Annotated in this window: 26 protein-coding genes and 2 pseudogenes; 14 read left to right on the top strand and 14 right to left on the bottom strand. The window is 68.9% G+C overall.

The window, feature by feature from the left end; translation table 11 throughout:
• The first annotated feature begins 54 nt into the window (after nucleotides 1-54).
• A complete protein-coding gene (gene metK, locus LXE91_RS04440) occupies nucleotides 55-1,242 on the top strand; it encodes a methionine adenosyltransferase (protein WP_039353866.1) in 1,188 nt (395 codons plus the stop codon).
• A gap of 136 nt (nucleotides 1,243-1,378) precedes the next feature.
• On the opposite strand, the gene LXE91_RS04435 is transcribed toward metK, so the two are convergent.
• Complete coding sequence (locus LXE91_RS04435) at nucleotides 1,379-1,720, bottom strand: hypothetical protein (RefSeq protein WP_039353869.1); 342 nt, start codon at nucleotides 1,718-1,720, stop codon at nucleotides 1,379-1,381.
• Between the two features lie 352 nt (nucleotides 1,721-2,072).
• Here LXE91_RS04435 and LXE91_RS04430 point away from each other — a divergent pair, with 352 nt between their 5' ends.
• Nucleotides 2,073-2,846: a phytanoyl-CoA dioxygenase family protein gene (locus LXE91_RS04430; RefSeq protein WP_039353871.1), complete on the top strand. Its 774-nt coding sequence runs from the start codon at nucleotides 2,073-2,075 to the stop codon at nucleotides 2,844-2,846.
• A 149-nt stretch (nucleotides 2,847-2,995) separates the two neighbouring features.
• Here LXE91_RS04430 and LXE91_RS04425 read toward each other — a convergent pair whose 3' ends face one another.
• The gene (locus LXE91_RS04425) at nucleotides 2,996-3,202 is read right to left on the bottom strand and encodes a DUF3185 family protein (RefSeq protein ID WP_039353880.1); all 207 of its coding nucleotides are present in this window, start codon (nucleotides 3,200-3,202) and stop codon (nucleotides 2,996-2,998) included.
• Nucleotides 3,203-3,395: 193 nt separating this feature from the next.
• Here LXE91_RS04425 and mgrA point away from each other — a divergent pair, with 193 nt between their 5' ends.
• Nucleotides 3,396-4,439, top strand: coding sequence for an L-glyceraldehyde 3-phosphate reductase (mgrA, locus tag LXE91_RS04420; RefSeq protein WP_039353883.1), 1,044 nt, complete (start codon nucleotides 3,396-3,398; stop codon nucleotides 4,437-4,439).
• Between the two features lie 108 nt (nucleotides 4,440-4,547).
• Here the strand turns inward: mgrA and LXE91_RS04415 are convergent, their stop codons facing one another.
• Nucleotides 4,548-4,733, bottom strand: a complete 186-nt coding sequence (locus LXE91_RS04415; protein WP_011353526.1) for a hypothetical protein — start codon at nucleotides 4,731-4,733, stop codon at nucleotides 4,548-4,550.
• A 303-nt stretch (nucleotides 4,734-5,036) separates the two neighbouring features.
• Nucleotides 5,037-5,918: a DMT family transporter gene (locus LXE91_RS04410; protein ID WP_039353922.1), complete on the bottom strand. Its 882-nt coding sequence runs from the start codon at nucleotides 5,916-5,918 to the stop codon at nucleotides 5,037-5,039.
• A 296-nt stretch (nucleotides 5,919-6,214) separates the two neighbouring features.
• Between LXE91_RS04410 and LXE91_RS04405 the strand changes: the two genes are divergently transcribed.
• The 3 genes from LXE91_RS04405 to LXE91_RS04395 all read left to right on the top strand — a co-directional run bounded on the left by LXE91_RS04405 (nucleotide 6,215) and on the right by LXE91_RS04395 (nucleotide 8,007).
• Entirely contained in the window at nucleotides 6,215-6,364 is a 150-nt protein-coding gene (locus tag LXE91_RS04405) for a hypothetical protein (protein ID WP_157644975.1), read from the top strand.
• 349 nt (nucleotides 6,365-6,713) lie between these two features.
• Nucleotides 6,714-6,926, top strand: a complete 213-nt coding sequence (locus LXE91_RS04400; protein WP_011353523.1) for a hypothetical protein — start codon at nucleotides 6,714-6,716, stop codon at nucleotides 6,924-6,926.
• A 58-nt stretch (nucleotides 6,927-6,984) separates the two neighbouring features.
• A complete protein-coding gene (locus LXE91_RS04395; RefSeq protein ID WP_321199746.1) occupies nucleotides 6,985-8,007 on the top strand; it encodes a serine/threonine protein kinase in 1,023 nt (340 codons plus the stop codon).
• A 72-nt stretch (nucleotides 8,008-8,079) separates the two neighbouring features.
• Here LXE91_RS04395 and LXE91_RS04390 read toward each other — a convergent pair whose 3' ends face one another.
• A complete protein-coding gene (locus tag LXE91_RS04390; RefSeq protein WP_039353893.1) occupies nucleotides 8,080-9,522 on the bottom strand; it encodes a coniferyl aldehyde dehydrogenase in 1,443 nt (480 codons plus the stop codon).
• 720 nt (nucleotides 9,523-10,242) lie between these two features.
• Here LXE91_RS04390 and LXE91_RS04385 point away from each other — a divergent pair.
• Nucleotides 10,243-11,883, top strand: a complete 1,641-nt coding sequence (locus LXE91_RS04385; protein WP_039353899.1) for a GMC family oxidoreductase — start codon at nucleotides 10,243-10,245, stop codon at nucleotides 11,881-11,883.
• 27 nt (nucleotides 11,884-11,910) lie between these two features.
• Here the strand turns inward: LXE91_RS04385 and LXE91_RS04380 are convergent.
• The 6 genes and pseudogenes from LXE91_RS04380 to fliF all read right to left on the bottom strand — a co-directional run bounded on the left by LXE91_RS04380 (nucleotide 11,911) and on the right by fliF (nucleotide 18,747).
• Nucleotides 11,911-13,271 (bottom strand): annotated as a pseudogene (locus LXE91_RS04380) (flagellar hook-length control protein FliK).
• 31 nt (nucleotides 13,272-13,302) lie between these two features.
• A complete protein-coding gene (gene fliJ / locus LXE91_RS04375) occupies nucleotides 13,303-13,761 on the bottom strand; it encodes a flagellar export protein FliJ (RefSeq protein ID WP_039353905.1) in 459 nt (152 codons plus the stop codon).
• Nucleotides 13,762-13,766: 5 nt separating this feature from the next.
• Entirely contained in the window at nucleotides 13,767-15,290 is a 1,524-nt protein-coding gene (gene fliI, locus LXE91_RS04370) for a flagellar protein export ATPase FliI (RefSeq protein WP_220497548.1), read from the bottom strand.
• Nucleotides 15,291-15,322: 32 nt separating this feature from the next.
• Complete coding sequence (gene fliH / locus LXE91_RS04365) at nucleotides 15,323-16,006, bottom strand: flagellar assembly protein FliH (RefSeq protein WP_278068116.1); 684 nt, start codon at nucleotides 16,004-16,006, stop codon at nucleotides 15,323-15,325.
• A complete protein-coding gene (gene fliG / locus LXE91_RS04360) occupies nucleotides 15,999-16,994 on the bottom strand; it encodes a flagellar motor switch protein FliG (RefSeq protein WP_039354740.1) in 996 nt (331 codons plus the stop codon). The genes fliH and fliG overlap by 8 nt, the downstream gene beginning before the upstream one ends.
• A complete protein-coding gene (gene fliF / locus LXE91_RS04355) occupies nucleotides 16,984-18,747 on the bottom strand; it encodes a flagellar basal-body MS-ring/collar protein FliF (RefSeq protein ID WP_039354745.1) in 1,764 nt (587 codons plus the stop codon). The genes fliG and fliF overlap by 11 nt, the downstream gene beginning before the upstream one ends.
• 248 nt (nucleotides 18,748-18,995) lie before the next feature.
• Here fliF and fliE point away from each other — a divergent pair, with 248 nt between their 5' ends.
• The 7 genes and pseudogenes from fliE (at nucleotide 18,996) to LXE91_RS04320 (ending at nucleotide 23,167) form a co-directional block, all read left to right on the top strand.
• Entirely contained in the window at nucleotides 18,996-19,340 is a 345-nt protein-coding gene (fliE, locus tag LXE91_RS04350; protein ID WP_039354748.1) for a flagellar hook-basal body complex protein FliE, read from the top strand.
• A 194-nt stretch (nucleotides 19,341-19,534) separates the two neighbouring features.
• The gene (fliS, locus tag LXE91_RS04345; RefSeq protein ID WP_039354751.1) at nucleotides 19,535-19,969 is read left to right on the top strand and encodes a flagellar export chaperone FliS; all 435 of its coding nucleotides are present in this window, start codon (nucleotides 19,535-19,537) and stop codon (nucleotides 19,967-19,969) included.
• Entirely contained in the window at nucleotides 19,966-20,298 is a 333-nt protein-coding gene (locus LXE91_RS04340) for a flagellar protein FliT (protein WP_039354754.1), read from the top strand. The genes fliS and LXE91_RS04340 overlap by 4 nt, the downstream gene beginning before the upstream one ends.
• 130 nt (nucleotides 20,299-20,428) lie before the next feature.
• Nucleotides 20,429-21,849, top strand: a pseudogene (gene fliK, locus LXE91_RS04335) (flagellar hook-length control protein FliK).
• On the top strand, nucleotides 21,846-22,163 hold the full coding sequence (locus LXE91_RS04330) for an EscU/YscU/HrcU family type III secretion system export apparatus switch protein (protein WP_039354759.1): 318 nt from the start codon (nucleotides 21,846-21,848) through the stop codon (nucleotides 22,161-22,163). The pseudogene fliK and the gene LXE91_RS04330 overlap by 4 nt, the downstream one beginning before the upstream one ends.
• Nucleotides 22,164-22,201: 38 nt before the next feature.
• Entirely contained in the window at nucleotides 22,202-22,336 is a 135-nt protein-coding gene (locus LXE91_RS04325; protein WP_256093614.1) for a hypothetical protein, read from the top strand.
• A 96-nt stretch (nucleotides 22,337-22,432) separates the two neighbouring features.
• Nucleotides 22,433-23,167, top strand: a complete 735-nt coding sequence (locus LXE91_RS04320; protein ID WP_039354762.1) for a PepSY-associated TM helix domain-containing protein — start codon at nucleotides 22,433-22,435, stop codon at nucleotides 23,165-23,167.
• Nucleotides 23,168-23,271: 104 nt separating this feature from the next.
• Here the strand turns inward: LXE91_RS04320 and LXE91_RS04315 are convergent, their stop codons facing one another.
• The 3 genes from LXE91_RS04315 to rqpR all read right to left on the bottom strand — a co-directional run bounded on the left by LXE91_RS04315 (nucleotide 23,272) and on the right by rqpR (nucleotide 26,943).
• Nucleotides 23,272-24,297, bottom strand: coding sequence for an XdhC family protein (locus LXE91_RS04315; protein WP_039354764.1), 1,026 nt, complete (start codon nucleotides 24,295-24,297; stop codon nucleotides 23,272-23,274).
• A 374-nt stretch (nucleotides 24,298-24,671) separates the two neighbouring features.
• Complete coding sequence (gene bcaP, locus LXE91_RS04310) at nucleotides 24,672-26,078, bottom strand: branched-chain amino acid transporter BcaP (protein WP_039354768.1); 1,407 nt, start codon at nucleotides 26,076-26,078, stop codon at nucleotides 24,672-24,674.
• Between the two features lie 208 nt (nucleotides 26,079-26,286).
• Nucleotides 26,287-26,943 (bottom strand): response regulator transcription factor RqpR, encoded by a 657-nt coding sequence (gene rqpR / locus LXE91_RS04305; protein WP_039354771.1) that lies wholly within the window; start codon nucleotides 26,941-26,943, stop codon nucleotides 26,287-26,289.
• Nucleotides 26,944-26,949 lie beyond the last annotated feature (6 nt).

Genomic DNA, 26,949 nt, shown 5'->3' with positions numbered 1-26,949 from the left:
CCCAACGAAGCTGGCTACGTGAAACCAACCGTAACCACACAGGAGCCTGAAAAAGTGGCAAACGATTATTTCTTCACGTCCGAATCCGTCTCCGAAGGCCATCCGGACAAAGTCGCGGACCAAATCTCGGACGCGATCCTCGACGCCATCCTCGAGCAAGACAAGTATTCGCGCGTTGCGGCGGAAACGCTGTGCAACACGGGTCTCGTCGTCCTGGCCGGTGAAATCACCACGACGGCCAACATCGACTACATCCAGATCGCGCGCGACACGATCAAGCGCATCGGCTACGACAACACCGACTACGGCATCGACTACAAGGGTTGCGCGGTGCTCGTCGCGTACGACAAGCAGTCGCCGGACATCGCCCAGGGCGTCGATCGTGCACACGACGACAACCTCGACCAGGGCGCGGGCGACCAGGGTCTGATGTTCGGTTATGCGTGCGATGAAACGCCGGAACTGATGCCGCTGCCGATCTACCTGTCGCACCGCCTCGTCGAGCGCCAGGCCAGCCTGCGCCGCGACGGCCGCCTGCAATGGCTGCGCCCGGACGCGAAGTCGCAGGTGACGGTCCGCTACGTCGACGGCAAGCCCGATTCGATCGACACCGTCGTGCTGTCGACGCAGCACGCACCGGACATCGAGCTGCCGGCGCTGCGCGAAGCCGTGATCGAGGAAATCATCAAGCCGACGCTGCCGGCCGACCTGATCAAGGGCGACATCAAGTTCCTGGTGAACCCGACCGGCCGGTTCGTGATCGGTGGCCCGCAGGGCGACTGCGGCCTGACCGGCCGCAAGATCATCGTCGACACCTACGGCGGTGCCGCACCGCACGGCGGCGGCGCGTTCTCGGGCAAGGATCCGTCGAAGGTCGACCGTTCGGCCGCATACGCAGGCCGCTACGTCGCGAAGAACATCGTTGCCGCCGGCCTCGCGTCGCGCGCGCTGATCCAGGTGTCGTACGCGATCGGCGTGGCCGAGCCGACCTCGGTGATGGTCAACACGTTCGGCACGGGCCGCGTGTCGGATGCGGTGATCACGAAGCTCGTGCGCGAGCATTTCGACCTGCGTCCGAAGGGCATCATCAAGATGCTCGACCTGCTGCGCCCGATCTACGAGAAGACCGCTGCTTACGGCCACTTCGGCCGCGAAGAGCCGGAATTCTCGTGGGAAGCGACCGACAAGGCGCTCGCCCTGGCCGAAGCGGCCGGCGTCGAGCCGACGGCACGCGTCGCGTAAGCGTCCTTAGCCTCAAATGAAAAACCCCGGCATTGCCGGGGTTTTTTTATGGGTTCCGATCGCCGGGGCAGTCGGGCAACGGCGCGGGCAGCGACGCGACGGCGATCGCCGCGCTGCGGGGCCCGCCGGCGTGCGCTCAGCGTGCGCCGAACCCGAACCAGCCGTTGCTGGCCGCGAGGCGGCGCGGGCGGTTGACGCGGCGCTGCGGGCCGAGCGTGCGGCGCAGCGCGAGCGCGCGCAGCGACGACGGCTTCTGCAGCAGCGAGCGCAGGCCGGCACGGCGCGAGAACGCCTGCGCGCTCATCATCGAGAAAAATGCGTGGAACCACGCACGGATACCGTCCAGCCGGCTATGTGCGGGCGTACGCTCCGCCAGCGCCTGCGTGCGTGCGCGGTGATGGCGCAGCGAGCGGGCAGGAGCGGGCGGCACGACGCGCTTCGCAGCGCGGCTGAGACGGGAAGTCAGACGGAATGGCATGTGAACGATGCTTCGCTTGTATGGATGGCGCCCTTGGGAGCGCACTGGTATGAACGGCCTCGGATTGCGCAACGGATCTTACCGAAACCCGCTGCGCGCCGCGCCCGCCAGAATTGACAGGCCGCGACAGGCTACAGGGGATTCATGACGGGCAAAAGTCGCGATAAACCCTTGTGCCACAAGGCGTGTGCCGCATACCGCCTGTGGGTGAGGCCAGCACCGCGCCGTACAGTTCCCTTGAGCCGGATCAAATTCGAGATTGGCATGCCCCTGCGCACGACAATGGTGCTGTTCGCGGTATCCGGTGCCGATTTACAATCGTCACATTCACACAATAAACGTCTGGCATCCCATGTCGTCTCCATTGCAGTCGGAATCGATCCGCGCGCAAGTCGCGGAATTGCGCGAGCGGGGCTTCGTCGTCGCGCGTGGCCTCGTCAGCGCCGAGCAGTGCGCGGCGCTCAGGCAGGTCGCGGAGCGCCAGTTGCAGGAGGCGGCCGAGCCGATCGAGTTCGAGGCGGACCTGCGCTACCCGGGCGCGCCCGAGTCCAAGCATGCGCCGGGCGGGCACACGGTGCGGCGGTTGCTCGATGCGTATTCGCGTGATCCGGCCTTCGCCGAGCGCGCGACCGCACCCGAAATCGGTGCGTGGATGCGCGAGTATTTCGGTGAAGAACCGGTGCTGTCGCGCGCGCATCACAACTGCATGATGACCAAGCACCCGGCGTACGGCAGCCTGACCGGCTGGCATCGCGATTTCCGTTACTGGGCGTTCGAGCGTCCGGACATGGTGTCGGTGTGGCTCGCACTCGGCCCGGAAACGAACGAGAACGGCGCACTGTGGCTCGTACCGGGGTCGCATACGGCCGAATTCGGGCCCGAAGCGTTCGACGATGCGAAGTTCTTCCGCAGCGACCTGCCGGCGAACAGGAAGATGATCGACGCGGCCACGTGCCCGTCGCTGCAGACGGGCGACGTCGTGTTTTTCCACAGCAACACGCTGCATTCGGCCGGGCAGAACCGTTCCGACCAGGTGAAGTTCTCGCTCGTGTACACGTACCACGGCGCGAGCAACCGGCCGTTGCCGGGCACGCGTTCGGCGTCGAAATCGGAAGTGCCGTTCTAGGCGCGGAGCGGGCGGCCCTCAAGGCCGCGGCGATTCCGCGATGCACCGCATCGCGGGGGCATGGAACAACGGGCGGCCTGGCCGCCCGTTTCGTTTGGCGCGGCCCGAACGCAAGACGCAGGCCGTGCGCGCATCGCGCGACTGCGCGCTCAGCGCTTGTTGCCCGGCATCGCGAGGCCGATCAGGCCGATGAACGATGCGACGGCACCGCCCACGATCAGCAGGATCGTCTTCGTCGCGGGCGAACCGGTGAAGAAGCGCGACACGTTGTCGTTGATCGAATGGAACGACTGGCCGCCGAAATACAGCAGCACGACGCCGCCGACGAGCAGCGCAACCGAGATGACCCGGGACATACCAACCTCGCTGAAACGGTGATTCGAGACGCCGCAGTGTAGGCGACCACCGCGGCCGCGTCCATCGCCGTGCCGACGAGCGCGATCCGGCCGCTTTCGCTACCATAGTCGTCGTATGACTCCTTCGCCGCCGTCGCGCCGCAAGCGCGGCCGGCGCGCGTCCTTTCCCCCGATGTCCTGACGGAACCGACTCATGGCCTACGAAGCAGCTTCCGAACGTTATGCCGACATGCAATACCGCACCTGCGGCAAATCCGGGCTCAAACTGCCCGCACTGTCGCTCGGCCTGTGGCACAACTTCGGCGACTCGACGCCGATCTCGACGCAGCGCGAGATCCTGCGCACCGCGTTCGACCTCGGCATCAACCACTTCGATCTCGCGAACAACTACGGGCCGCCGTACGGCAGCGCGGAAATCAACTTCGGCCGGTTGCTGAAAGAGGATTTCCGGCCGTATCGCGACGAGCTGCTGATTTCGACGAAGGCCGGCTGGGACATGTGGCCGGGGCCCTACGGCAGCGGCGGCGGATCGCGCAAGTACGTACTCGCGAGCCTCGACCAGAGCCTGCAGCGGATGGGGCTCGACTACGTCGACATCTTCTATTCGCACCGCTTCGACGCGCACACGCCGCTCGAGGAAACGGCGGGCGCGCTTGCGTCGGCCGTGCAGCAGGGCAAGGCGCTCTACATCGGCATTTCGTCGTACTCGGCGGCGAAGACGCGCGAGATGGCCGAGCTGCTCGCGCAATACAAGGTGCCGTTGCTGATCCACCAGCCGTCGTACAACCTGCTGAACCGCTGGGTCGAAACCGAACTGCTCGGCACGCTCGACGAGATCGGCACGGGCAGCATTGCGTTCACCCCGCTCGCGCAGGGGCTGCTCACGTCGAAGTACCTGAACGGCGTGCCGGCCGATGCGCGCGTGAACAAGCCGGGCGGCGGTTCGCTGAAGCAGGATCACCTGAGCGCGGACAATCTCGATCATGTGCGCAAGCTCAACGCAATCGCCGAACGGCGCGGGCAGAGCCTCGCGCAGATGGCGCTCGCGTGGGTGCTGCGCAACGGCCGCGTCACGTCCGCGCTGATCGGTGCAAGCCGCGCGGAGCAGGTGCGTGAAAACGTCGGCGCGCTGAAGAACCTCGAATTCTCGGCGGAAGAACTCGCGGAGATCGATCGTTACGCGACGGAAGGCGGCATCAATCTGTGGGAAAAGCCGTCCACCGACCAGGCGATCTGACCGGCAGTCGATACGGCATGCGAAACATCGCGTGCCGTATCAATGGCTGGCGCGCAGCATATCGCATCGCTGCACTGCAGCGATGCGCGCCGCGCACGGGTTGCGCCGCTAGATCAGCGCAGGCAGGCCTTCGACGAGCAGCACCGCGACGCCGACGCCGAGGATGACGCCCAGCACGCGCAGCAGGTTGTGGCGGAATTCGGTTGCGCACGGCACCGCGCCGAGAAACAGCGCTCCGGCCAGCGCCATCGGAATCAACAGGATGAAGTCGCCGATCGTGAAGTAGGTCGTCATGCGTGTCTCCAAGGTCGACCGGAGTGGGCGCTTGCGCGCTTGCTCCGGCCCCATGCCGGGTGTTTCTAGTATTGGTCCGGCCCGATTGCGAGCGGGGCGGTCAATTCGAGTATAGGCAACCGGCAGTGCTTTTCGCTATCCGAACCATTAAAAATCGGCGGAAAGCCTGACGAATCACGCATTCTTCCCCGCAAGTCAGACGAATGCCTTGCGTATGTCTTTCTCGTGCCTTTCGACTTTCGCGGATTCGTCGTATGTGTCCGATGCGTGCCGCCGCACTCGCTGGCGCGGCGGCACGCCCGCTCATGCGCGGTCGGGTTGCATGCGGGGCGCCGGCGCGCGGAACACGAGTGCGAGCCCCGCGATGATGGCCCCCATGCCGGCGAGTGCGAGCGGCTCGGGCCGGTTGCCGAGCCACGCGGCATCCATCAGCGTGGTGACGACGGGCACGAGATAGAACAGGCTCGTCACGTTGACGAGATCGCCGCGCTGCATCAACCGGTAGAACAGCAGTTGCGCGATCACCGAAATCACGATGCCGAGCCACAGCAGCGGGATCACGAATGCCCAGCTCATGTCGAACGACACCGGCCGGAACGGCACGATCGCCACGCACAGTGCGAGGCCGATCGTATTCTGCAGCGGCAATACGTCGGCGGGCGCCGCTCGTACGCGCTTTTGCAGCAGCGAGCCGGCGGTCAGCGCGACGAGCGCGGTGAGCGCGCATGCGATGCCCGCAAGCGACAGGCCGCCGTCCCCTACGCCGCGGAGCACGACGAGCGCGAGGCCGGCCAGCGACAGCGCGAGCCCCGCGACACGGACGAGCTGCCAGCGCCGCTCGACGATCGCGAGCGTGAGGATCGGCTGCACGCCGAGGATCGTCGCGAGCACGCCCGGCGCGATCCCGCGTTCGAGCGCGAGCAGGTAGAAGATCGAATAGCCGCCCATCATCAGCAAGCCGGTCAGCGCGGCCATGCGACGCTCGCCGCGCGGCGGCAGCCAGCGTTTGCGCACGAAGGCCAGCCAGAGCAGCACGAGCGATGCCAGTGCGAAACGTGCGGTGAGAAAGACGAACGCGGAGGCGTGACGCAGACCGAGTTCAGCGAAGATCGCACCGCTGCTCCACAGCAGCACGAAGAGCGACGTCGCGCCATGCGCGGCGAGCGCGCGTTTGAACGAAACCATGTGAATCCACCTGTCGAACGGATCGGAATGTTCCATCCGCACGCGCAGCAATCCGCCGTGCGTCACGACGCACGAATGCAAGCCTGCGGGCGAATGGAGGACGAAACGAAAAGCCGGCGGGTCAGCCGGCGCGTGCCGCCGGCGGGGGCGGCGCGGCGCCGACGAGCGGCGGTGCGACAGGAGGAGGAAGGACCGACGGATGCGCGCACGCCTGCGGCCGCGAGTCGAACTGCGGCCGGGATTTTGCGAGGACGGACGTGAGCGGATGCATCGTGTCGGAATGCGCTGGAACGCGAATGAGCATCAAAGGTACCGCAACGCCTGCACCGGACGCAACATCTGTCGGCGGCGCATCGCATGACGAAGGGCGCTGGGCGATGCGTGCGCAACCGTCGCTGTGCCGGCTGCGTTCGAGGCAGGGGGAAGGTGATGACGACGTCGCGTGATTCGGCAATCGCAGTCGCGCGAAATTGCCTGGCGACCCGATACCGGATTCACGGTGCACGTGGAGCGTGGGTCACGTGCGCGCCGCGGTGATGCCGGGGATTCGGCGGGCAGTCACATTCGACAGGGTATGATGGGGGTAACCGGGCGGGCAAGCGCCTGCTCCGGCGTAGTGGTTGATTGGAGACATTCGACGAATTCGCGGCACTTCGCCTGCTTCTTCTTCTTTTCGTGCTTCGATAAACCGTGAACAATGGGATTACGCGCAACGCTCCGTCGAGAGCGCGCGGATCGTGCATTTGCCGGCTCGCCAGCGGGCCGGGTTTCAAGATTCAAGAGTGGGGAACCATCATGCATGTCGGGTCGATTGTCTGCACTACCCATATCGCGGTGCCGAAGGGCGCGCGCGGCATCGTCCAGCGCGTCCTGGGCGACATGGCCATGGTGACCTGGTACGCGGGCGTACCGGGCGAGTCCAAGGAACTCAACACCGAGCCGTTCTTTCTCGAGGACCTGATCGACACCGGCGAATCCGTGCTGCCGGCCGGCGCGGCGCTTCACTAAGCGCAACCACCGCACCGGGCGCTCGTCTTTCAGCCCGGCTGGCGGCACAATGCGGGGCATGAAAGACGTCACTTCCGCTCCCGCTTCTCCCGCCGGCCCGCCGTTCGCCGGACTCACGCCCGAGTGCGTGCTCGACGCGCTCGACAGCGTGCTGATACCGGCCGGCCTGCGCACCGACGGGCGCCTGCTCGCGCTCAACAGCTACGAAAACCGCGTCTATCAGGTCGGCATCGAAGACGGCCCGCCGGTCGTCGCGAAGTTCTACCGTCCGGCGCGCTGGTCGGACGAAGCGATCCTCGAAGAGCACGCGTTCGTCGCCGAACTCGCCGCGCGCGAGATTCCGGCGGTGCCCGCGCGCACCTTCGACGGCCGCACGCTGCACGCGTTCGACGGCTTCCGCTTCTCGATCTTCGAGCGGCGCGGCGGCCGCGCGCCCGATCTCGATCGCAGCGACACGCTCGAATGGCTCGGCCGCTTCATCGGCCGGATCCATGCGGTCGGCGCGACGCAGCCGTATGTCGCGCGCCCCGTGCTTGACATCAACACGTTCGGCTACGAGCCGCGCGACTACCTGCTCGCGCACGATTTCATTCCGGACGATGTGCGGCCCGCATACGAGACGGCCGTGACGCTCGCGCTCGAAGGTGTCGAGGCCGCGTTCGAGCGGGCGGGCGAGATCCGCCTGCTGCGCACGCACGGCGACTGTCATCCGAGCAACGTGCTGTGGACCGATGCCGGCCCGCACTTCGTCGATTTCGACGACAGCCGGATGGCGCCCGCGATCCAGGATCTGTGGCTGCTGCTGCCGGGCGATCGCGAAGGCGCGTCGCGCGCGTTGGCGGACCTGCTGGCCGGCTACGAGGATTTCTGCGAATTCGAGCCGCGCGAGCTACATCTCGTCGAAGCGCTGCGCACGCTGCGGCTGATCCACTACGCGGCATGGCTCGCGCGACGCTGGGACGATCCCGCCTTTCCCGCCGCGTTTCCGTGGTTCAACACGCATCGCTACTGGGAGGCGCGCGTGCTCGAGTTGCGCGAGCAGATCGGCGCGATGCAGGAAGGGCCGCTCTGGCCCGTGTGACGGCGCGCGCGGCACCCTTGCCGCGCGGCATGCACGTGCGGGCCGCGGCGCGATGCGCGCGGCCCGTTCCCCTCAGAACTTCAGCATCAGCTTGATCAGCGCGGCGAAGCGCTTGCCGTACGGCGGCGCGAGCAGGTTGCGCGCGTTCAGGCGCGCCTGCGTGAGCACCGGCTTCATCTTCGAGAACGTCACGAAGCCGTCGTAGCCGTGATATGCGCCCATGCCGCTCGCACCGACACCACCGAACGGCAGACTGCCGCACGCGATGTGCATCAGCGTTTCGTTGATCGACACGCCGCCCGAGATCGTTTCGCGCATCACGCGGTCGATCGTGCCGCCGTCCTCGTCGAACAGGTAGAGCGCGAGCGGACGCGGGCGCGCATTCACGTATGCGATCGCTTCGTCGAGCCGTTCGTACGGCACGAGCGGCAGCAGCGGCCCGAAGATTTCCTCCTGCATCAGTTGCGACGCGGCCGGCACCTGCGTGACCGCGCACGGCACGAAGCGGCGCGATGCGGGATCGGATTGCGCATCGGACAGCGGATGCAGCTGCGCGCCGGCCGCCTGCGCGTCGCTCGCGAGCTGCTGCAGCCGCGCGTAGTGGCGCGGCGACACGATCGTCGTGTAGTCGCCGTTGGCCGACAGGTCGGGATACAGCTTCGCGAACCGTGCGCGCGCGCGCTCGATGAACGCGGCTTCCATCCCGCGCGGCAGCAGCACGTAGTCGGGTGCGATGCAGGTCTGGCCCGCATTCAGCGTCTTGCCCGCGACGATCGCGTCGACCGCTGCATCGAAGCGCGCGTTCGGGCCGACGATCGCCGGCGACTTGCCGCCGAGTTCGAGCGTGACGGGCGTGAGGTTGTCGGCGGCCGCGCGCATCACGTGGCGGCCGACGTGCGTCGAGCCGGTGAACAGCAGATGATCGAACGGCAGCCCGCTGAACGCGGCGCCCACTTCCGCATCGCCGTTCACGACCGCGACGTGGTCGCGCGTGAAGGTCTTGGCGATGAGCTGCTCGAACAGCGCCGACGTGCGCGGCGTCAGTTCGGACATCTTGATGATCGCGCGGTTGCCGGCCGCGAGCGCGCAGATCAGCGGGCCGGCCGCGAGCAGCACCGGGTAGTTCCACGGCACGACGATGCCGACCACGCCGAGCGGCTGCGGAATCACCTTCGCGCGCGCCGGGCGCAGCCACTTGTTCATCGGTTTGCGGATCGGCTTCATCCAGCGCTTGCCGTGCTTGAGCGCGTCGTCGATCTCTTCCTTCGCCATCCAGATTTCCGACAGCAGCACTTCCTGCTTCGCGCGATGACCGAAATCGGCGCTGATCGCTTCGGCGAGTGCATCCGCATGGTCGATCAGCATCGTGCGCAGCGCGCGCAAGTGCTTCATGCGCGTTTCCCATGCCGGATACGGCGCGCGCAGGTAGGCCGCGCGCTGGTCGCGCAGCAGCGCCGTCAGCGCATCCACCGACGGCAGCGCTTGCGGGGCCAGTTCGGGCAGGTCGTTCTTCATGTCGTCTCCTCCAGTTGGGCCGGGCTGGTCGGCCGGCCGTCACGCCGCACGCGCACGCTCGGCGAGCGCGGCGACGCGGATCGGGGTGGTGCGGGTCGCGCGGCACGGGGCCGGATGCGACGTATGCTCGAAAACCGGTTGAAGCGTGCAGCGGGCGTCGCATCCACGCGACGGTGTGCGCATCCGGAAACCGTGTCGATGCGCATGTGCAGGTGGCGCTATGCGACTGTTGCCGGGCGCGCGACGCGGCTGCCCGACTACCCGCCGGCGCTCCGAAGCGGGGCAGCGCGACGGGTCCGTCACATCATGCCGCGGCGCATCGTGCCGCTGCGGCGACCAACCGTCCAAACGGTCGGCGACGACACGTGCCGTTCGATTTCGATCGACCGTGCGCATGACGTCGTGCATCCGCGCACGGGCAGCCGTTTGAAATGAAATGCGGGCTGCGCGCATCGCATCCGGACAACCCGGTCGACACGCGGCCTGCAGAACCTGGCGCTGCATCGTCGTCACTCCCGTTTCGCGACGGATCGGCTTCTCGTGGCCGGCGCGTCGCGCAAAGCGAATCGATACATCTTAAATTTAGTTCACGCGGGCGTTTAGAGGAATCGCTCTTGAATCCGCGCGCCGCGTGCGCGACGGCCATTCCTACAATGCCCGAACATTACAAGAGGGGACGCGGTCGCGTGGCGGCCTTTCATGACACGACGGAGACGTGACATGCAATACGACTACATCATCGTCGGCGGTGGTTCGGGCGGCTCGAGCCTGGCAGGCCGTCTCGCCGATGCCTGCCCCGATGCAACGATCGCGCTGATCGAGGCCGGCTCGCACACGGAGCGCAACCTGCTCGTCAACATGCCGGTCGGCATCGCGGCACTGGTGCCGTTCAAGCTCGGCACGAACTACGGCTACGAGACGGTGCCGCAGCCGGGCCTCGGCGGGCGGCGCGGCTACCAGCCGCGCGGGCGCGGGATGGGCGGCTCGAGCGCGATCAACGCGATGATCTACACGCGCGGCCACCCGGGCGACTACGACGAATGGGCGCAGCTCGGCGCGACGGGCTGGGGCTGGCAGGACGTGCTGCCGTATTTCCGTCGTGCGGAAGGCAACGCGCGCGGCGCCGATGCGTGGCATGGCGCGGACGGCCCGCTCACGGTGTCGGATCTGCGCTTTCGCAATCCGTTCTCCGAACGATTCATCCAGGCCGCGCACGCGGCCGGCTATCCGCTGAACGACGACTTCAACGGCGCGACACAGGAAGGCGTCGGCTTCTACCAGGTCACGCACCGCGACGGCTCGCGCTGCAGCGTCGCCCGCGCGTATATCTATGGCCGCAACCGGCCGAACCTGCATGTGATCACCGATGCGACGGTGCTGCGCGTCACGTTCGACGGCAAGCGGGCGGCCGGCGTCGCTGTCGCGCGCAACGGGCGCGTCGAGGTGCTCGACGCGCGCGCGGAAGTGATCCTGTCGGCCGGCGCGTTCAATTCGCCGCAACTGCTGATGTGCTCCGGGATCGGCCCGGCGGAGCAGTTGCGCCGGCACGGGATCGCGGTCGTGCAGGACGCGCCGGACGTCGGCACGAACCTGATCGACCATATCGATTTCATCATCAATACGCGCGTGAATTCATCGGAGCTGGTCGGCGTGTGCCTGCGCGGGATCGCGAAGATGACGCCCGCGCTCGCGCGCTATTTCTCGAGCCGCACCGGGATGATGACGAGCAACGTCGCGGAGGCCGGCGGCTTCATCAAGAGCGATCCGTCGCTCGAGCGTCCCGACCTGCAGCTGCATTTCTGCACGGCGCTCGTGGACGACCACAACCGCAAGATGCACTGGGGTTTCGGCTATTCGCTGCACGTGTGTGCACTGCGGCCGTTCAGCCGTGGCACGGTGGCGCTCGCGAGCGGCGATGCGCGCGACGCACCGCTGATCGATCCGCGCTTCTTCAGCGATTCGCGCGATCTCGACCTGCTCGTGCGCGGCACGCAGGCGATGCGCAAGATCCTGTCGCAGGCGCCGCTCGCGTCGCAGGGCGGGCGCGAGCTGTACACGCGGGCGGACCAGAGCGAAGCGGAGCTGCGCAAGACGATCGTCGAGCATGCCGACACGATCTACCACCCGGTCGGCACCTGCCGGATGGGTTCGGATGCGCGCGCGGTCGTCGATCCGCAACTGCGCGTGCGCGGCGTCGAAGGATTGCGCGTGGTGGATGCGTCGGTGATGCCGACGCTGGTCGGCGGGAATACGAATGCGCCGTCGGTGATGATCGGCGAACGCGCGGCGGATTTCATCGTCGCCACGCGCAAGGGCGCGGCGCCGCGCGGCGAGGCGGCCGCGGCGGTGCACGGCCGCTGAGCGGCGCGCGCACGGCGGCGGCCATGCTCAGGCAAACGTATCGACGAGGCCGGCGCGGCTCACGCTCGCGGCGGCCGGTGCGGATTGCGCAGCGTCGACCGGTGCATCGCCGGCTGACGATCCGCCGCTCCCGCGCCGCGACGGCTGGCCGTGGGCGAAGGTCTGCTGCGGGTTCTGTTGCTGCGAGGCGAAGCCGCCGTCGCTGACGGTCGCGCTGCCCAGCCCGAGGCCGCCCGCTTCCATGGCCTCGCGCAGCTTCGGCAGCGCGGCTTCGACCGCTTCGCGCACCTGCGGGTGCTGCGACACGAACAGCGCGTGCGCGTTGTTGTCCGCGACGCGCAGCACGACCTGCAGCGGCCCGAGATCGGCCGGATTGAGCGTCAGTTCGGCGCTCTGCTGGTGCGCATTCGACAGGAACACGACCTTCTGGCTCAGCGCGTCCGTCCAGTCCGGCGTGCTGATGTGCGGCGCGAGCACGTGCGCGTTCGCGGCGGCGATCGCCCCGCGGCCGGCGACAGCTGCAGGTTCGCTCGGGCCGCGGCCGCAGCCGTGGCGCCGGCCGCGAGCGTCGCGCTGGCGGCCGGGTCCGCCGCGCCGCTGGCTGCCGCGAGCGCGTGCTGCTCGCCCGACTGCGCGTTCGCGTTGGCCTGCAGCGCCTGTGCGGTGGCTTGCGCGGGCGCTTGCTGGGTGGCGAGCGCGCCCTTCGCGTCGGCGAGCGTGCGGTCGAAGGTCGGCACCTTCGGCGTCAGCGGCGCGGCCGTGGCGGTCGCCGCGGTCGACGCGGTCGACGCGGGTGCGGACGCCGTCGTACCGGCCGCGGGCATCGCGATCGCACCCGAGCCGCCCGTCAGCCCGGCGAGCGCTTCCTGCAGCGCGTCGCGGCTCGTCGCCGGCGTGGCTCGGGCGGTCTGGGCGGCCGCGTCGCTGGCCGCGTGATCCGCCAGCGTGGCCGTGGCATCGGGTTGGCCGGACACGGCGGTCTTTTGCGCAGCGGCCGCGGCGGCAGCCGCATCGGTCGGCACCGCGTTGTCCGTGCGCGCCTGCAGTTGCGCCTGCACGGCCGCGGCCGCCGCGAGCGCGGCGGCGTCGGGGTTGGTGGCGGCGTTCGTGGTCGTATCGTCGGTCGTGTCGTCGTCATCGTTGACGGACGGCTTCGTGCCGGCGGCCGGCTTCGACGAAGCCTGTTGCGTCGACGCATCCGGCACGTCGGCATTCGACGCGTCGCGACGGGTGGTGACGCTTTGCTTCAGCGTCTGCGCGAACGGCACGGCGGTCGTCGCGGTCGCGGCATCGTTGCCGGCGGCGCTGGACGCACCCGCGCCGCGGGCGGCCTTGAGTGCGGTGCCGGCGGTGTCGAGCAGCGCGCCGAGCAGGGGCAGGGGAGGCATGTCGGTTCTCTCGTTCGAATGCGGTGGTCGGTTACGACGAACGGGCCGCGTCGGCCCGCATGCGCAGGATCTTCGCGGCGTGTTCGTCGGCGTCGCGCTGTTCGCGCCGGGCGTCGCGTTTCGCTTCCTGCGCGACGCCGCGCGCCTGCAGGATTTCAAACGAGCCGACGGTGCGTTTCTTGTTTTGCCAGTTCGGGCGTGCTTCGTCGATACGGACTTCGGCCGCGGCCAGCACGCTGCGCTGCTGCGCGATCGCGGCGTCGAGCGTATCGATGAACGCCTGGAAATTGCGCCAGTTGCCTGCCGGCATCCCGTGCTGCGCGGATTGCGAGAAGCGCGCGTGGTATTCGTCGCGGTAGCGCAGCAGCGCGTCGAGCTGCTCGGCGGCCGCGGTGCGGTCGCGCTGCGCGGTGCCGAGCTGCTTCGTGGCGGAGTCGAGATCCTCCTGCGCGCGGTCGAGCAGCAACTGGAGGGGAAAGCCGTGTGCCATCTGGATCAGCCTCCGTAAGCGTCGAACAGTGCATCGAGCCCGGCGAGGCTCGACGCGAACGGTGCGCATTCGCGAAAGCCCTGCTGCAGGAACGCCTCGATGCGCGGATAGAGCGCGATCGCGCGGTCGAGCTGCGCGTCGCGGCCGGGCGCGTACGCGCCGACCGCGATCAGGTCGCGATTGCGCTGGTAGCGCGACAGCATCTGCTTGAACTGCCGGACGTGGTCGAGGTGCGTTTCGTCGATCAGCGCGGTCATCGCGCGGCTGATCGACGCCTCGATGTCGATCGCCGGATAGTGGCCGGCCTCGGCGAGCGCGCGTGACAGCACGACGTGGCCGTCGAGGATCGCGCGCGCCGAATCGGCGATCGGGTCCTGCTGGTCGTCGCCTTCGGTCAGCACCGTGTAGAACGCGGTGATCGAGCCGCCGCCTTCCGGCCCGTTGCCGGTACGCTCGACGAGCGCGGGCAGCTTCGCGAACACCGAAGGCGGGTAGCCCTTCGTCGCGGGCGGCTCGCCGATCGCCAGCGCGATCTCGCGCTGCGCCATCGCGTAGCGGGTCAGCGAATCCATCAGCAGCAGCACGTGCTTGCCCTGGTCGCGGAAATACTCGGCGAGCGACGTCGCGTAGGCCGCGCCCTGCATCCGCAGCAGCGGCGACACGTCGGCCGGCGCCGCGACGACGACCGAGCGCGCGAGCCCGTCCTCGCCGAGGATCTGTTCGATGAATTCCTTCACTTCGCGGCCGCGTTCGCCGATCAGCCCGATCACGATCACTTCCGCGCTCGTGTAGCGCGCCATCGTGCCGAGCAGCACCGACTTGCCGACGCCGGAGCCCGCGAACAGGCCCATCCGCTGCCCGCGGCCGACGGTGAGCAGCGCGTTGATCGCGCGCACGCCGACGTCGAGCACGTGGTGGATCGGTTCACGCTCGAGCGGGTTGATCGACGGCGCCGACAGCGGTGCATCGACCTTCGACGCGAGCGGCCCGAGGCCGTCGAGCGGGCGGCCCGACGCGTCGACGACGCGCCCGAGCATTTCCCAGCCGACCGGCAGCCGCTTCGCGCCCGCGAGCGGATCGGCGACGGGCGCGCTTTCGCGCGGCCATACGCGCGCGCCGGGCAGCACGCCCGCGACGTCGGTGGTCGGCATCAGGAACAGGCGATCGCCGGCGAAGCCGACGACTTCCGCTTCCGCGTGCGGCAGCGTGCTGCCGGGCGGCAGTTCGATCGTGCATTCGGCGCCGACGGACAGGCGCAGCCCGATCGCTTCCAGCACGAGGCCGGCCGCACGCGTCAGGCGCCCGCACGGCCGCAGCGGCAGTGCGCGCCGGCTGCGCGCGGCGAGCCCGTTCAGGTGGGTGCGCCAGTGCGCGAGATGCGGGTTGTGCGGTGCGCGCGGCGTGGCGCCGGCTGCGTCGGCCGCTGCAGCGGCGGCGTGCGGGGTGGTGTCTTGGGCGGTGTCCAGCGCGGCGTTGTGCGCGTCCGGGCCGAACGACGCGAGCGCGAGTTCGCGCTCGAGCGGCGTCATGCCGTCGTGCGCGAGCGCCTCGGGCGGCCGCGTCACCACGTGCTCACCTTGCCGATCGCGGCGGCGACGCGTTGCCAGCGCGTGGGCAGCGTCGCGTCGACCTCGCCGGTCGCGGCGTGGGCGCGGCAGCCGCCGCGCTCGATCGATGCGTCGGTGCGCACGGTCCAGCCGAGCGTATCGAGATCGTCCTGCAGATAGGCTTCGACGACGGGCAGGTCGGCCGGATTGACCGCGAGATGCGGCGCACCGGACAGCGCGGGTTCGGCCGCGAGCACGTCGCGCACGGCGGCAACCAGCGCGGCCGGGTCGTGCTTCACGTGCTGGCGGACCACCTGCCGCGCGATGTCGAGCGCGAGCTGCGCGATGTCGGCGGCGAGATCGTGCTCGATGGTCGACACGGCCTCGCGAAACGACGCGGCGAGCGCCGCGAGCTGCGCGGCCTGTTCACGCGCGTCGGCCTGGCCGGCTTCGAAACCCTGTTCGCGGCCCCGGTCGAAACCGGCACGGTAGCCGAGCGCCCGGCCTTCGACGTGGCCGGCCGCATGGCCTTCGGCGTGCGCGGCGTCGCGCACGCGCTGCAGATCCTCGGCGAGCGCGGCGGCGGCCGCTGCCGCGTCGTCGGGCGGCGGCGGGGGCGGCGGCGGGTCGAACGACGCCATCTCCCACCGCTGGTAGGCGGTGAGGGTGCCCGCGCGATCGCTCGCCGAATCAGACATATGCGTCTTCCGCCTTGCCGCCGATCGCGATCGCGCCGCTCTCGGCCAGGTTGCGCACGATCTGCAGGATGCGGCGCTGCTGCGTTTCGACGTCGGACACGCGTACCGGGCCGCGCGCGTCGAGATCCTCGGCGAGCAGTTCGGCCGCGCGCTGCGACATGTTCGCGAGGAATTTCTGGCGCAATGCCGGCGGCGCCCCCTTCAGCGCGATGATCAGCGTTTCCGACTCGACTTCCTTGAGCACCATCTGGATCGCGCGATCCTCGAGGTCGAGCAGGTTCTCGAACACGAACATCTGGTCGATGATCTTCTGCGCAAGTTCGGCGTCGTACTGGCGCACGCTTTCGAGCACGCCTTCCTCATGCACGCTCGTCATGAAGTTCAGGATTTCGGCCGCGGTGCGGATGCCGCCCATCGGGCTGCGCTTCAGGTTGTCGCTGCCGGACAGCAGGCCCGTCAGCACGTCGTCGAGCTCGCGCAGCGCGGCCGGCTGGATGCCGTCGAGCGTCGCGATCCGCAGGATCACGTCGTTGCGCAGCCGCTCGGTGAAGCACGACGCGATTTCCGACGCCTGGTCGCGGTCGAGGTGCACGAGGATCGTCGCGATGATCTGCGGATGCTCGTTCTTGATCAGTTCGGCCACCGCGGCCGAATCCATCCATTTGAGGCCCTCGATGCCGCTCGTGTCGCTGCCCTGCAGGATGCGGTCGATCAGCACGCCGGCCTTGTCCTCGCCGAGCGCCTTGGTCAGCACCGAGCGGATGTAGTCGCTCGAATCGAGCGACAGCGCGGTGTGCTGCTCCGCTTCCTTCGCGAATTCGTGCAGCACGCCCTCGACCTGCTCGCGCGTGACGTTCTTCAGCGCGGCCATCGCGGCGCCGATTTTCTGGACCTCGCGCGGCGCGAGGAACTTGAATACCTGCGCGGCCTCTTCCTCGCCGATCGACATCAGCAGGAGCGCGCTCTTGGTCAAGCCTTCAGCGTTCATCGGACACCCAGTTCTTCACGACGGTGGCGACGATCTTCGGATCCTGGCGGGCGATCGTGCGCGCATAGTCGAGGTTGCGTTCGTAACGGTTCTTCTCGCTCTCGAACCCGAGCAGCAGCGCGTCGGGTTCCTCGGCCTTCTCCGGCGCCGGCAGGCCGTCGAGCGCGACCGGATCTTCCGGCGCGGCGAGCGCCGGCGCGGCCGGCTCGGGCGGCGGGAACGCGCGGCGCATCGCCGGGCGCACGAACATGAAGTAGAGCGCCGCCGCGGCTGCCGCGATGCCGAGCCACTTCGCCGCTTCCTTCGCCATCGCGATCATGTCCGGCTGGCGCCACCACGGCAGGTCGGCGTACGGATCGCTCGCGGTCGAGAACGCGCTGTTCACGACGTTCACCGAGTCGCCGCGCTTCTCGTCGTAGCCCATCGCATCCTTCACGAGCTGTTCGACCTGCGCGAGCTTCGCGGGCGGCAGCGGCTGCATCGTCACGTGGCCCTTCGCGTCGGCGACCGGCTGGTAGTTGACGACGACCGCGACCGACAGCCGCTTCACGCTGCCCATCGGCTGTTCGAGATGGCGGATCGTCTTGTCGACTTCGTAGTTGGTCGTCTGGTCCTTGCGGTCGCTCACCGGCGTCGTCTGCGGCGCGTTCGCGCCGTTGCCGGCGACGATCGGCGCGGAAGCCGGCTGCGGCGGCGTGTTCGACAGCGCGCCCGGCACGCCCGACGCGCCGCCCTGCGCGAGTTCGGTCGAGCTGCTGGTCTGCTGGCTGCGGATCGTGGCCTGTTGCGGCGTGCCGTTCGGGCCGTAGCTTTCCGACGTCTGCTCGACCTTCGAGAAATCGAGGTCGGCGCTGACCTGCGAGCGCGCGTTGCCGGCGCCGAAGATCGGCGCGAGGATCGCGTCGATGCGCTTCTGCGTGTTGTGCTCGACCTGCTGCACGTACTTGAGCTGGCTCGCGTCGAGGCCGGATGCCGACGCGGTCTGGGTCAGCAGGTTGCCGTCCTGGTCGACGATCGTCACGTTCTTCGCGGGCATGTCGGGCACGCCGGACGACACCATCCGCGTGATTGCCTGGACCTGGCCTTCGTCTAGCACGCGGCCCGGGTAGAGGTCGACGAACACCGACGCGCTCGGCGCTTCCTTGTCGCGCACGAACACCGACGGCTTCGGGATCGCGAGATGCACGCGCGCGCCGCGCACGGCGTTGATCGATTCGATGGTGCGCTGCAGCTCGCCTTCGAGCGCGCGCTGGTAGTTGATCTGCTCGGCGAACTGGCTGATGCCGAATTTCTGGTTGTCCATCAGCTCGAAGCCGACCGAGCCGCCCTTCGGCAGCCCCATCGCGGCGAGCTTCAGGCGCGTTTCATGCACCTGGTTCGACGGCACGAGGATCGCGCCGCCGGCATCGGCGAACTTGTAGGGAACGTTTGCCTGCTGGAGCGCGGCAATGATCGCACCGCCGTCGCGATCCGACAGGTTGCTGTACAGCACGCGGTAGTCGGGCGCGCGGCTCCACAGCACGAGCGCGGTGATGACGGCGATCGCGAATGCAACGGCGATCAGGAACGGCAGCTTCGGGTTGCCCTTCATCCGCGAGATGCCGGGGATGCGTTCCGCGAAGCCGCCAAGCCCGAAGTCCGCGCCTGCGCCACCCGCGCCCGGCAACGCGGCGGCCGCGGCGGCGCCGGGCACCGGGCTGGCGAGGCCCGCGCGGGCGTCTGGGTTGATCAGCGAGTTGGCCTGCGAATCCATGCGTCGAGTTTCTCCGGAGCGGGACGACTGAGCTCGCTCGGACGAGCGGGCGGACAATGACACGATGCGATTATCGTGACCAGGGCCGCACTCCGATCGACCGAAAAGAGCGGGGTTTCCCCCGTACTTTCGCGGCTTTGACGCGCGGCGCGCTGCTATCCTTTTTCGGAATCCGGCATGGTGCGCGTGGTGCGGCACCGGCGGATCTCCCGGTGCGTCCGGGTCTCTCTCTCAGTTTTGGGGACAGCATGACTGCGAACGTCAGCGGAATCGGTTCGGTGTTGCAACAGATGCAGTCGATGGCCGCGCAGGCATCAGGCGGCGTCGCGAGCCCGACGGCGGCCCTGGCCGGCTCGGGCGCGGCGACGGCCAGCACGTTTGCCAGCGCGATGAAGGCGTCGCTCGACAAGATCAGCGGCGACCAGCAGCACGCGCTCGGCGAGGCGCAGGCGTTCGAGGTCGGCGCGCCGAACGTGTCGCTGAACGACGTGATGGTCGACATGCAGAAAGCCAACATCGGCTTCCAGTTCGGGCTCCAGGTCCGCAACAAGCTAGTGAGCGCTTACAACGAAGTCATGCAGATGGCGGTTTGACAAGGCGGCTATTCGGGGAAAGCGATCCGTGGGCGCCCATCCGGCCCGGTCCGCGGGCCGGCCTTGCTGCGCCAGGCGGCATGCGCCGCTTGCCTAAAGCTTTCCAAATCCCTTCCGATAACTCCGGTGAAGGCCGCGTCGTGCGATGCACGGCGGCGGCTCCCGTATAGCCAGGACATAACAAGGAGAAGCGCATGTTTTCCCCAGGACACGCTGGAGCCAGTGCATACGCGCGTGTCGGCGTCGAGACCGGGGTGATGGGCGCTTCCCCGCACCGGTTGATCGCGATGCTGTACCAGGGCGCGCGGCAGGCGGTTGCGCTGGCGCGCATGCATCTGCAGCAAGGCAGTGTGCCCGCGCGCGGCGAAGCGATCGGCAAGGCGATCCGGATCGTCGACAGCGGGCTGAAGGCGTCGCTGAACCTCGATGCGGGCGGCGAGATCGCGGCGCGGCTGGATGCGCTGTATGCGTATATCTGCCGGCGTCTGGTCGAAGCCAATGCGCAGGCGAGCGACGCCATGCTGATCGAGGTCGACAGGCTGCTCGCGACGCTCGAGGAAGCATGGACGGGCATCGGCCCGGAAGTCGCGCGGATGGCGGCGCAACAGGCAGTGGAAGCATCGAGATGAATCGCAAGGCCGAATACTTCGAACGTTACGAGGCGCTCGCCGCCGTGTCGGGCCGGATGCTGGGCGCCGCCCGCAGCGCCGACTGGAGCGCGTTGCCGGGGTTGCAGGCCGAATTCATGCAGTTGGTCGACGGGCTGAAGGAAGCCGATCCGGGCGTCGTGCTCGACGAGTCGGATCTCGGCCGCAAGCTCGACCTGATCCGCCGCATCCTGGCCGACGACGCCGCGATTCGCGATCTCGCGAGCCCGGACGTCGCGCGGCTGTCCGCGCTGTTCGAGGCGCGGCGCTCGACCAAGGTATTGACCGATCTCTACCGCGCGCGCGGGTAGGGCCCGTTTCCGGGGAAACGGGCGCGGGGGCGCACGGGCCCGCTGTGGCAGGCGCGCAGTTCCCGCGGACGGCACCGGCGTGCCGTTCCCGGATTCGCAACGATGTGGCTGAGATGAGCAGGCTCCGATCATGACCGGTATCGACTCCGTTGCGGCCGCACTGCTGGCGAGCCGCCTCGACAGCCTGCTGACCGGCACCGTGTCGGCGCCCGCCGGCGGCGGCGCGACTTCGCAGGTCGGCACGCAGGGCGCCGGCGCGTCGTCCACGCCTTCGGCCGGCAGCCCGCCCGCCGCACCACCCGCTTCGGCCCAGACGGCCCTGTCCGATGTCGGGCGCGTGCTCGACGCGATCTCGCGTGCCGGCGGCGACTCGACGCCGGCCATTGCCGGGCGTGCACCGCTGCTGGCCGATCCCACCGTGCTGCTGACCGACACGGCTGCGCCGGCCCGCGTGCCAGCCGCCGCCGATCCGGCTGCGTCTTCCACGCCCGCTTCAGCCGCTGCGTCGTCGGCTGCGTCTGCCACGCCGCCTTCATCTGCTGCGACGTCGGCTGCGGCCGCGCGCGACGCGGCTGCGACGTTGCCCGTCGCGGCGCTGCGCGCGGCGCTCGCGCAAGCCGTGAGCGAAAGCGGCCTTTTCTACGAATCCCATCTCGCACAGTGGCTGGCCGGCCAGCGTCCGCTCGCCGCGCTGATGCGCGAGCCGCAGGCGCGCCTCGCGGCCGCGCCCGCGCCGGCCGATCCGGAGGCCGCGGAGCACGGCTCGACCGACCTGCTCGACGAGCTGCTCGCGCAGCGCCCGCCATTGCCCGCGACCGCGCGCGCAACCGCGCAGCCGGGCGCGCCGGGCACGCTGGCCCAAGGCGGCGCGCCGGCTCGCGATCCCGCGCAGGCGTTGCCGGCTGGCGCGCGGCAAGGGCGTCGCTGCCGCACGATACGGCCGATCTGCTCGGCGACCGGCCCGACCCGCGCTGGACGCCCGCGCGGGCCGAGCTGGCCGCCGCGTCGTCCGATTCGCAGGCGCAGACGCTTGCGACCGTGCATCCGGCCGCCGTGCCGCTCGTCAGGCAGCAACTCGACGCGCTCGCGACCGACCAGTTCCGCTGGGCGGGCGAGGCGTGGCCCGGCGCGCGGCTCGACTGGACGATCGAGCCCGACGATCCGGGCAACCGTGCGCCGCACGGCGACGGCGACTCGGGTGACGGTATCGCCTGGCGCACGCGCCTCACGCTGACGTTGCCGTCGCTCGGCACGGTCGACGCGGAGCTGGTGCTGAACGGCACGCAGCTCGTCGCGCGGCTGCGTGCGAACCAGACGGGTGCCGACCGCCTCACGCGGCACGAGGCGGCGCTGCGGCAGCGGCTCGAAGTGTCGGGGCTCAAGGTGGGCGGGCTGTCGATCCGTGCGGTCGACCACGGCCCGGACGGCTTCGACCTGTTTGCGGCTCAGGCGGCGGCCGCCGCGTATGCGCGGGGTTCGGCCTCGGCCTCGGCCTCGGCCAGCAGCCCGGCGACGCGTGCGCCGGATACCGACGACGAGGCGCTGCCATGAGCATGACGTCCCGCAAGCGCGCGGCCGCGCTCGTCTACGATCCGAAGGGCGGCGATGCCGCGCCGCGCGTGGTCGCGAAGGGCTACGGCGCGCTCGCCGAGATGATCGTCGCGCGCGCGCACGACGCCGGGCTGTACGTGCATACGGCGCCGGAGATGGTGTCGCTGCTGATGCAGGTCGATCTCGACGACCGGATTCCGCCGCAGCTCTACCAGGCAGTCGCGGATCTGCTCGCGTGGCTGTACTCGCTCGACCGTACCGAACCCGCGCCGGATGACGCAGCATCCCGCTTTCCGTTGCCGCCGCTGCGCTGAACGGCTCGGCGTCGCGCGATTTCTGACGAAATGCCGTCTTGACCTTGCAAGGTCATTCTGCCGGTATTTCTCACCTATCGATCGGCATCATGCTGCAACGCTCGCGCTTCGTCCGCCTTTCCTCGCTCGACGGGCTTGCCGCTGCGTATCCGGGCGGATTGAGCCGGCAATAGATTTGTGTAATGATATCCATTCTCATTTTCATGCTGCCCGGGCGGCGCGCACGCTTTGCGCGCCGCCCGTTGCTTTGAACGAATGGAATCTCTCGCGTGAACGCGCCCGAAACGATCAATCCGCCCAAGACGGGAGCTTCCCGCGCGGGCGTCACCGTGCTGCACCCGGCGGCCCGCCCGCTGAGCGACGACGAATTGGCCGCGCGCCGCCAGCGTTCGCGCCGCGCGACCTTCATCAAGTGGCTGCGCAAGGTGCATGGCTGGGTCGGGCTGTGGGGCGCGGTGCTCGGGCTGCTGTTCGGCGTGACAGGCGTGCTGCTCAACCACCGCGCGCCGCCGCTGAAGATTTCGACCGGCGAGCCGCAGGTCGAGGAGATGCAGATCGCGCTGCCCGATCCGGCGCCGAAGACGCCCGCCGCGATGACGAAGTGGCTGCAGCACGAACTGCATTTCGACGGCAAGCCGGGCCGCATGCGCAAGGAGCCCGCGCAGCCCGTCGCGTGGGGCGACAAGCGCGTGATGCAGCCGGAGCACTGGCAGATGGGCCTGTTCGGCCCGCACCAGAACGTGCAGGCCGAATACTGGGTCGGCAACGGCTACGTCGCGGTGAAGCGCACGGGCAACACGTTCCTGACGACGCTGAACAACTTGCATCGCGGCGTCGGGATGAATCTCGGCTGGGTGCTGCTGATGGACACGATCGCGGGCTCGCTGATCCTGCTGTCGCTGACCGGCGTGCTGCTGTGGACCGAGCTGAACAAGCGCCGCACGGTCGGCGTCGTGCTGGTGGTCGGTTCGGTCGCCGCGGCGCTGGCCGCCGGCCTGGCCTGACCGGCGGCACGCGCCGGCCGGGCGCGTGCGCTTTCGTCGGTTTCGTCCGCTTCGCCCGTCGCGGGCGCGTGCCCGGCGCGACCGCGCGCCGGAGACGCCAGCGATCAGAGGCCGCAGGCCGCGCCGCTGTTCGCGGCGATCTCGCGCGCGGCCTTCGCGCCCTCGACCTGAAGGATCGTCGGCAGCGACACATTGTTCTTCGCGGCGGTGATCTCGGCGAGGATCGAGATCGCGATTTCCGGCGGGGTCCGGCTGCCGATGTAGATGCCGGCCGGCCCGTGCAGCCGGGCCAGTTCCGCTTCGTTCAGGTCGAATTCGCGCAGCCGCTCGCGCCGTGCCGCGTTGTTGCGCCGCGAGCCGAGCGCGCCCACGTAGAACGCGGGCGTCTTCAGCGCTTCCATCAGCGCGAGATCGTCGAGCTTCGGGTCGTGCGTGAGCGCGATCACCGCCGAACGCGCATCGAGGTTCATGTCGAGCACCGTATCGTCGGGCATCGTGTGCACGACGCGCGTGCCCGGCACGTCCCATGCATCCGTGTATTCCTCGCGCGGATCGCACACCGTCACCTGGTAGTCGAGCCCGACCGCGATCTGGCACAGATAGCGCGACAACTGGCCGGCGCCGATCACGAGCATCCGGTAGCGCGGCCCGTGGATCGTCACGAGCCGCTCGCCGTCGAACGCGAGCCCGTCGGCTGCCTGCGCCGGCGACAGCGATGCGCGGCCGGTCGCGAGCGTCATCGTGCGGGTGACGAGGCGGCCGGCCTCGACTTCCGCGCACAGCGCGGCAATCCCGCTGTCGCGCGTGAGCGGCTCGAGCACGAGCTGGATCGTGCCGCCGCACGGCAGCCCGAAGCGGTGCGCTTCCTCGGCCGTCACGCCGTACTTGAGCGCTTCCGGGCGCGCGTCGGCCGCGATCCCGCTCGCGTGCACGCGGGCGATCAGGTCGTCCTCGATACACCCGCCGGACACGGAGCCGACCACCAGCCCGTCCTCGCGCACCGCGAGCATCGCGCCTTCGGGGCGCGGCGACGAGCCCCACGTCTTCACGACCGTCACGAGCAGCACGCGGCGCCCTTCTTCGAGCCAGCGCGCGCTGGATTTCAATACATCGAGATCGACGCTTTCCATCATCTTCTTCCTGTTGCCGGGCGACACCGCCGATGCGGGCCGCCGTTCGATGGCGCGATTATGAACCGGGCGCGGCAAGCGTGCAGGCAAGGGGGAGCGCGCAAGATGGGGAAGGGATTGGCGGGGCGGCGAGGAAGGCGGGCAGGGCGGCCCGGGAGGGGCCGCCGGCAGGTCGCCGGGCGGAGGCATCCGCCCGGCCGGTCGCTCCGTCAGAGCGAGCCCAGGTACTGCGTCAGGTTGCGGATGTTGTTGTCATACGCGTTCGGCGAGCCGAGCTCGACGCCGCCGCTGCGCACGTAGTACTCGAACGGCACGGAGCGGGCCGGTGCCCGGCCCCGCGGGTGCGCACCGTGCCGCGAGCGGCACGGCGGCGCTCAGTGCGCGTCGTGGTGACCGTGCGCGAGCTTCGAGTGGTGGCGCGAGTACAGGAAGTAGATCACGAGGCCGATCACGAGCCAGATGCCGAACGCGGCCCACGTGACGGGCTGGAGGTTCAGCATCAGGAACAGGCACGACGCGACCGCGAGGATCGGCACCACCGGCACGCCGGGGCAGCGGAACGCACGCGGCAGGTCGGGGTGCGTGCGGCGCAGCACGAGCACGGCGATCGACACCATCGAGAACGCGGCGAGCGTGCCGATGTTGATCAGCTCGGCGAGCACGTTGAGCGGCACGAGCGCGGCGATCAGCCCGAAGAACAGGCCGACGAGCCAGGTCGTCAGGAACGGCGTCGCGTAGCGAGGGTGCACGCGCGACAGCGCCGCCGGCAGCAGCCCGTCGCGCGACATCGCGAAGATCACGCGCGTCTGGCCGTAGCTCATCACGAGGATCACGGTCAGCATGCCGAGCACGGCCCCGAGATCGATGAAGCCCGCCACCCACGTTTCGCCGGCCTTCTGCAGCGCATACGAGATCGGGTGCGAGATGTTCGCGTACTGGGCCGACGGCACGATGCCGGTCGCGACCGCGGCGACCGTCACGTACAGCACCGCGCACACCGCGAGCGACGCGATGATGCCGATCGGCAGGTCGCGCTTCGGGTTCTTCACTTCCTCGGCCGCCGACGACACAGCGTCGAAGCCGATGAACGCGAAGAACATCACGGCCGCCGCGCCGAACACGCCGTTCCAGCCGTGCGGCATGAACGGCTTCCAGTTCGCGGGCGTCACGTGGAACACGCCGACCGCGATCACGAGCAGCACGACCGACACCTTGATGAACACCATGATGTTGTTGATGCGGGTCGACTCGCGGATGCCGATCGACAGCAGCGTCGTGATCACGATCATCACGAGGAACGCGGGCAGGTTGAACCACGTGACGACGCCCGGCACCGCACCGGGCGCGGCCGTCAGCACGGTGGGCAGCGTGAGCCCGAAGCCCTGCAGCAGCGACTGCAGGTAGCCCGACCAGCCGACCGACACGGCCGACGATGCGAGACCGTATTCGAGCATCAGGTCCCAGCCGATGATCCACGCGACGAGCTCGCCGAGGGTGGCGTACGAGTACGTGTAGATCGAGCCGGCGACGGGGATCGTCGACGCGAACTCCGCGTACGACAGCGCGGCGAGGCCGCACGCGATCGCGGCGATCACGAACGACAGCATCAGTGCGGGGCCGGCCTGCACGGCGCCGGTACCGGTCAGCACGAAGATGCCGGTGCCGATGATCGCGCCGATGCCGAGGAAGGTGAGGTCGATCGCGCCGAGCGCTTTCTTGAGCCCGGCGGCATGCGCGCCGGCGATCATGCGATCGACGTTTTTCTTGCGGAAGAGAGACATTGCGGAGGAATCGCCAGCGCGCGCGGGCGCGATAGCGCTGACTGAGTGAAAACCCGCAATTTTAGCCGATTTGACGCACAAGCCCCGCTGCAGTGCGTCGATAAATCGTCCGATAAAACAAGCGCTTGCGCTTCAGGCGGGCGACAGCGGGCAGCGGCGCGGCATGCGCCGCGTCGCTGGATCGGATGAACCGGGTGGCTCGGGGAAATCAGGCGCCGGCCGTGGGCGCCATGTCGACTAGCCGGTTGCTCATCACGTAGAAGGTGAGCTCCGCGTTGTTCGACAGTCGCATCTTCTCGAGCAGACGCGACCGGTACACGCTCACCGTCTTCACGGATAGCGACAGCGTGTTCGCGATGTCGGTGAGCCGCTTGCCCGACGCGAGCATGCAGAGCGTCTGGTATTCGCGATCGGACAGCTTCTCGTGCGGCAGCGGCTCGTTCTCGAACGACACGTATTCGGCGAGCGCCTCGGCCATCGCGGGGCTCACGTACTTGCGGCCGGCCGCGACCTGCTGGATCGCGCCGATCATCTGCGCGGCGTTGACCGTCTTGGACAGGTAGCCGGCGGCGCCGGCCTTCAGCGCGCGCACCGCGTACTGGTCCTCGCGATACATCGAGAACATCAGCACGGGCGTGCGCGGCAGCTTGCGCTTGAGGCGCTTGAGCACCTCGATGCCGTTCGTGTCCGGTAGCGAGATGTCGAGCAGGATCACGTCGAATTCCTGTTTGTCGACGGCCGCCATCGCGTCGCCGCCGGTTTCGGCCTCGGTGACGTCGCGCGCGACGCCGCGGTCGATCAGCAACTGGCGGATCCCTTGCCGGACGATCGCGTGATCGTCCACGAGCAGGATGTTCAGGCTCATGACGAC

The sequence above is a fragment of the Burkholderia contaminans genome (assembly GCF_029633825.1).
In the GTDB taxonomy this organism is placed as follows: Bacteria; Pseudomonadota; Gammaproteobacteria; order Burkholderiales; family Burkholderiaceae; genus Burkholderia; species Burkholderia contaminans.
The sequence above is the reverse complement of the archived record's forward strand: the minus strand, read 5'-3'. Positions and strand labels throughout refer to the sequence as shown.

Coding starts and splice junctions, on each gene's coding strand:
- LXE91_RS04435 (WP_039353869.1), bottom strand. CDS start 1,720: ATGCCATTCCGTCTGACTTCCCGTCTCAGCCGCGCTGCGAAGCGCGTC.
- LXE91_RS04430 (WP_039353871.1), top strand. CDS start 2,073: ATGTCGTCTCCATTGCAGTCGGAATCGATCCGCGCGCAAGTCGCGGAA.
- LXE91_RS04425 (WP_039353880.1), bottom strand. CDS start 3,202: ATGTCCCGGGTCATCTCGGTTGCGCTGCTCGTCGGCGGCGTCGTGCTG.
- mgrA (WP_039353883.1), top strand. CDS start 3,396: ATGGCCTACGAAGCAGCTTCCGAACGTTATGCCGACATGCAATACCGC.
- LXE91_RS04415 (WP_011353526.1), bottom strand. CDS start 4,733: ATGACGACCTACTTCACGATCGGCGACTTCATCCTGTTGATTCCGATG.
- LXE91_RS04410 (WP_039353922.1), bottom strand. CDS start 5,918: ATGGTTTCGTTCAAACGCGCGCTCGCCGCGCATGGCGCGACGTCGCTC.
- LXE91_RS04405 (WP_157644975.1), top strand. CDS start 6,215: ATGAGCATCAAAGGTACCGCAACGCCTGCACCGGACGCAACATCTGTC.
- LXE91_RS04400 (WP_011353523.1), top strand. CDS start 6,714: ATGCATGTCGGGTCGATTGTCTGCACTACCCATATCGCGGTGCCGAAG.
- LXE91_RS04395 (WP_321199746.1), top strand. CDS start 6,985: ATGAAAGACGTCACTTCCGCTCCCGCTTCTCCCGCCGGCCCGCCGTTC.
- LXE91_RS04390 (WP_039353893.1), bottom strand. CDS start 9,522: ATGAAGAACGACCTGCCCGAACTGGCCCCGCAAGCGCTGCCGTCGGTG.
- LXE91_RS04385 (WP_039353899.1), top strand. CDS start 10,243: ATGCAATACGACTACATCATCGTCGGCGGTGGTTCGGGCGGCTCGAGC.
- fliJ (WP_039353905.1), bottom strand. CDS start 13,761: ATGGCACACGGCTTTCCCCTCCAGTTGCTGCTCGACCGCGCGCAGGAG.
- fliI (WP_220497548.1), bottom strand. CDS start 15,290: ATGACGCCGCTCGAGCGCGAACTCGCGCTCGCGTCGTTCGGCCCGGAC.
- fliH (WP_278068116.1), bottom strand. CDS start 16,006: ATGTCTGATTCGGCGAGCGATCGCGCGGGCACCCTCACCGCCTACCAG.
- fliG (WP_039354740.1), bottom strand. CDS start 16,994: ATGAACGCTGAAGGCTTGACCAAGAGCGCGCTCCTGCTGATGTCGATC.
- fliF (WP_039354745.1), bottom strand. CDS start 18,747: ATGGATTCGCAGGCCAACTCGCTGATCAACCCAGACGCCCGCGCGGGC.
- fliE (WP_039354748.1), top strand. CDS start 18,996: ATGACTGCGAACGTCAGCGGAATCGGTTCGGTGTTGCAACAGATGCAG.
- fliS (WP_039354751.1), top strand. CDS start 19,535: ATGTTTTCCCCAGGACACGCTGGAGCCAGTGCATACGCGCGTGTCGGC.
- LXE91_RS04340 (WP_039354754.1), top strand. CDS start 19,966: ATGAATCGCAAGGCCGAATACTTCGAACGTTACGAGGCGCTCGCCGCC.
- LXE91_RS04330 (WP_039354759.1), top strand. CDS start 21,846: ATGAGCATGACGTCCCGCAAGCGCGCGGCCGCGCTCGTCTACGATCCG.
- LXE91_RS04315 (WP_039354764.1), bottom strand. CDS start 24,297: ATGGAAAGCGTCGATCTCGATGTATTGAAATCCAGCGCGCGCTGGCTC.
- bcaP (WP_039354768.1), bottom strand. CDS start 26,078: ATGTCTCTCTTCCGCAAGAAAAACGTCGATCGCATGATCGCCGGCGCG.
- rqpR (WP_039354771.1), bottom strand. CDS start 26,943: ATGAGCCTGAACATCCTGCTCGTGGACGATCACGCGATCGTCCGGCAA.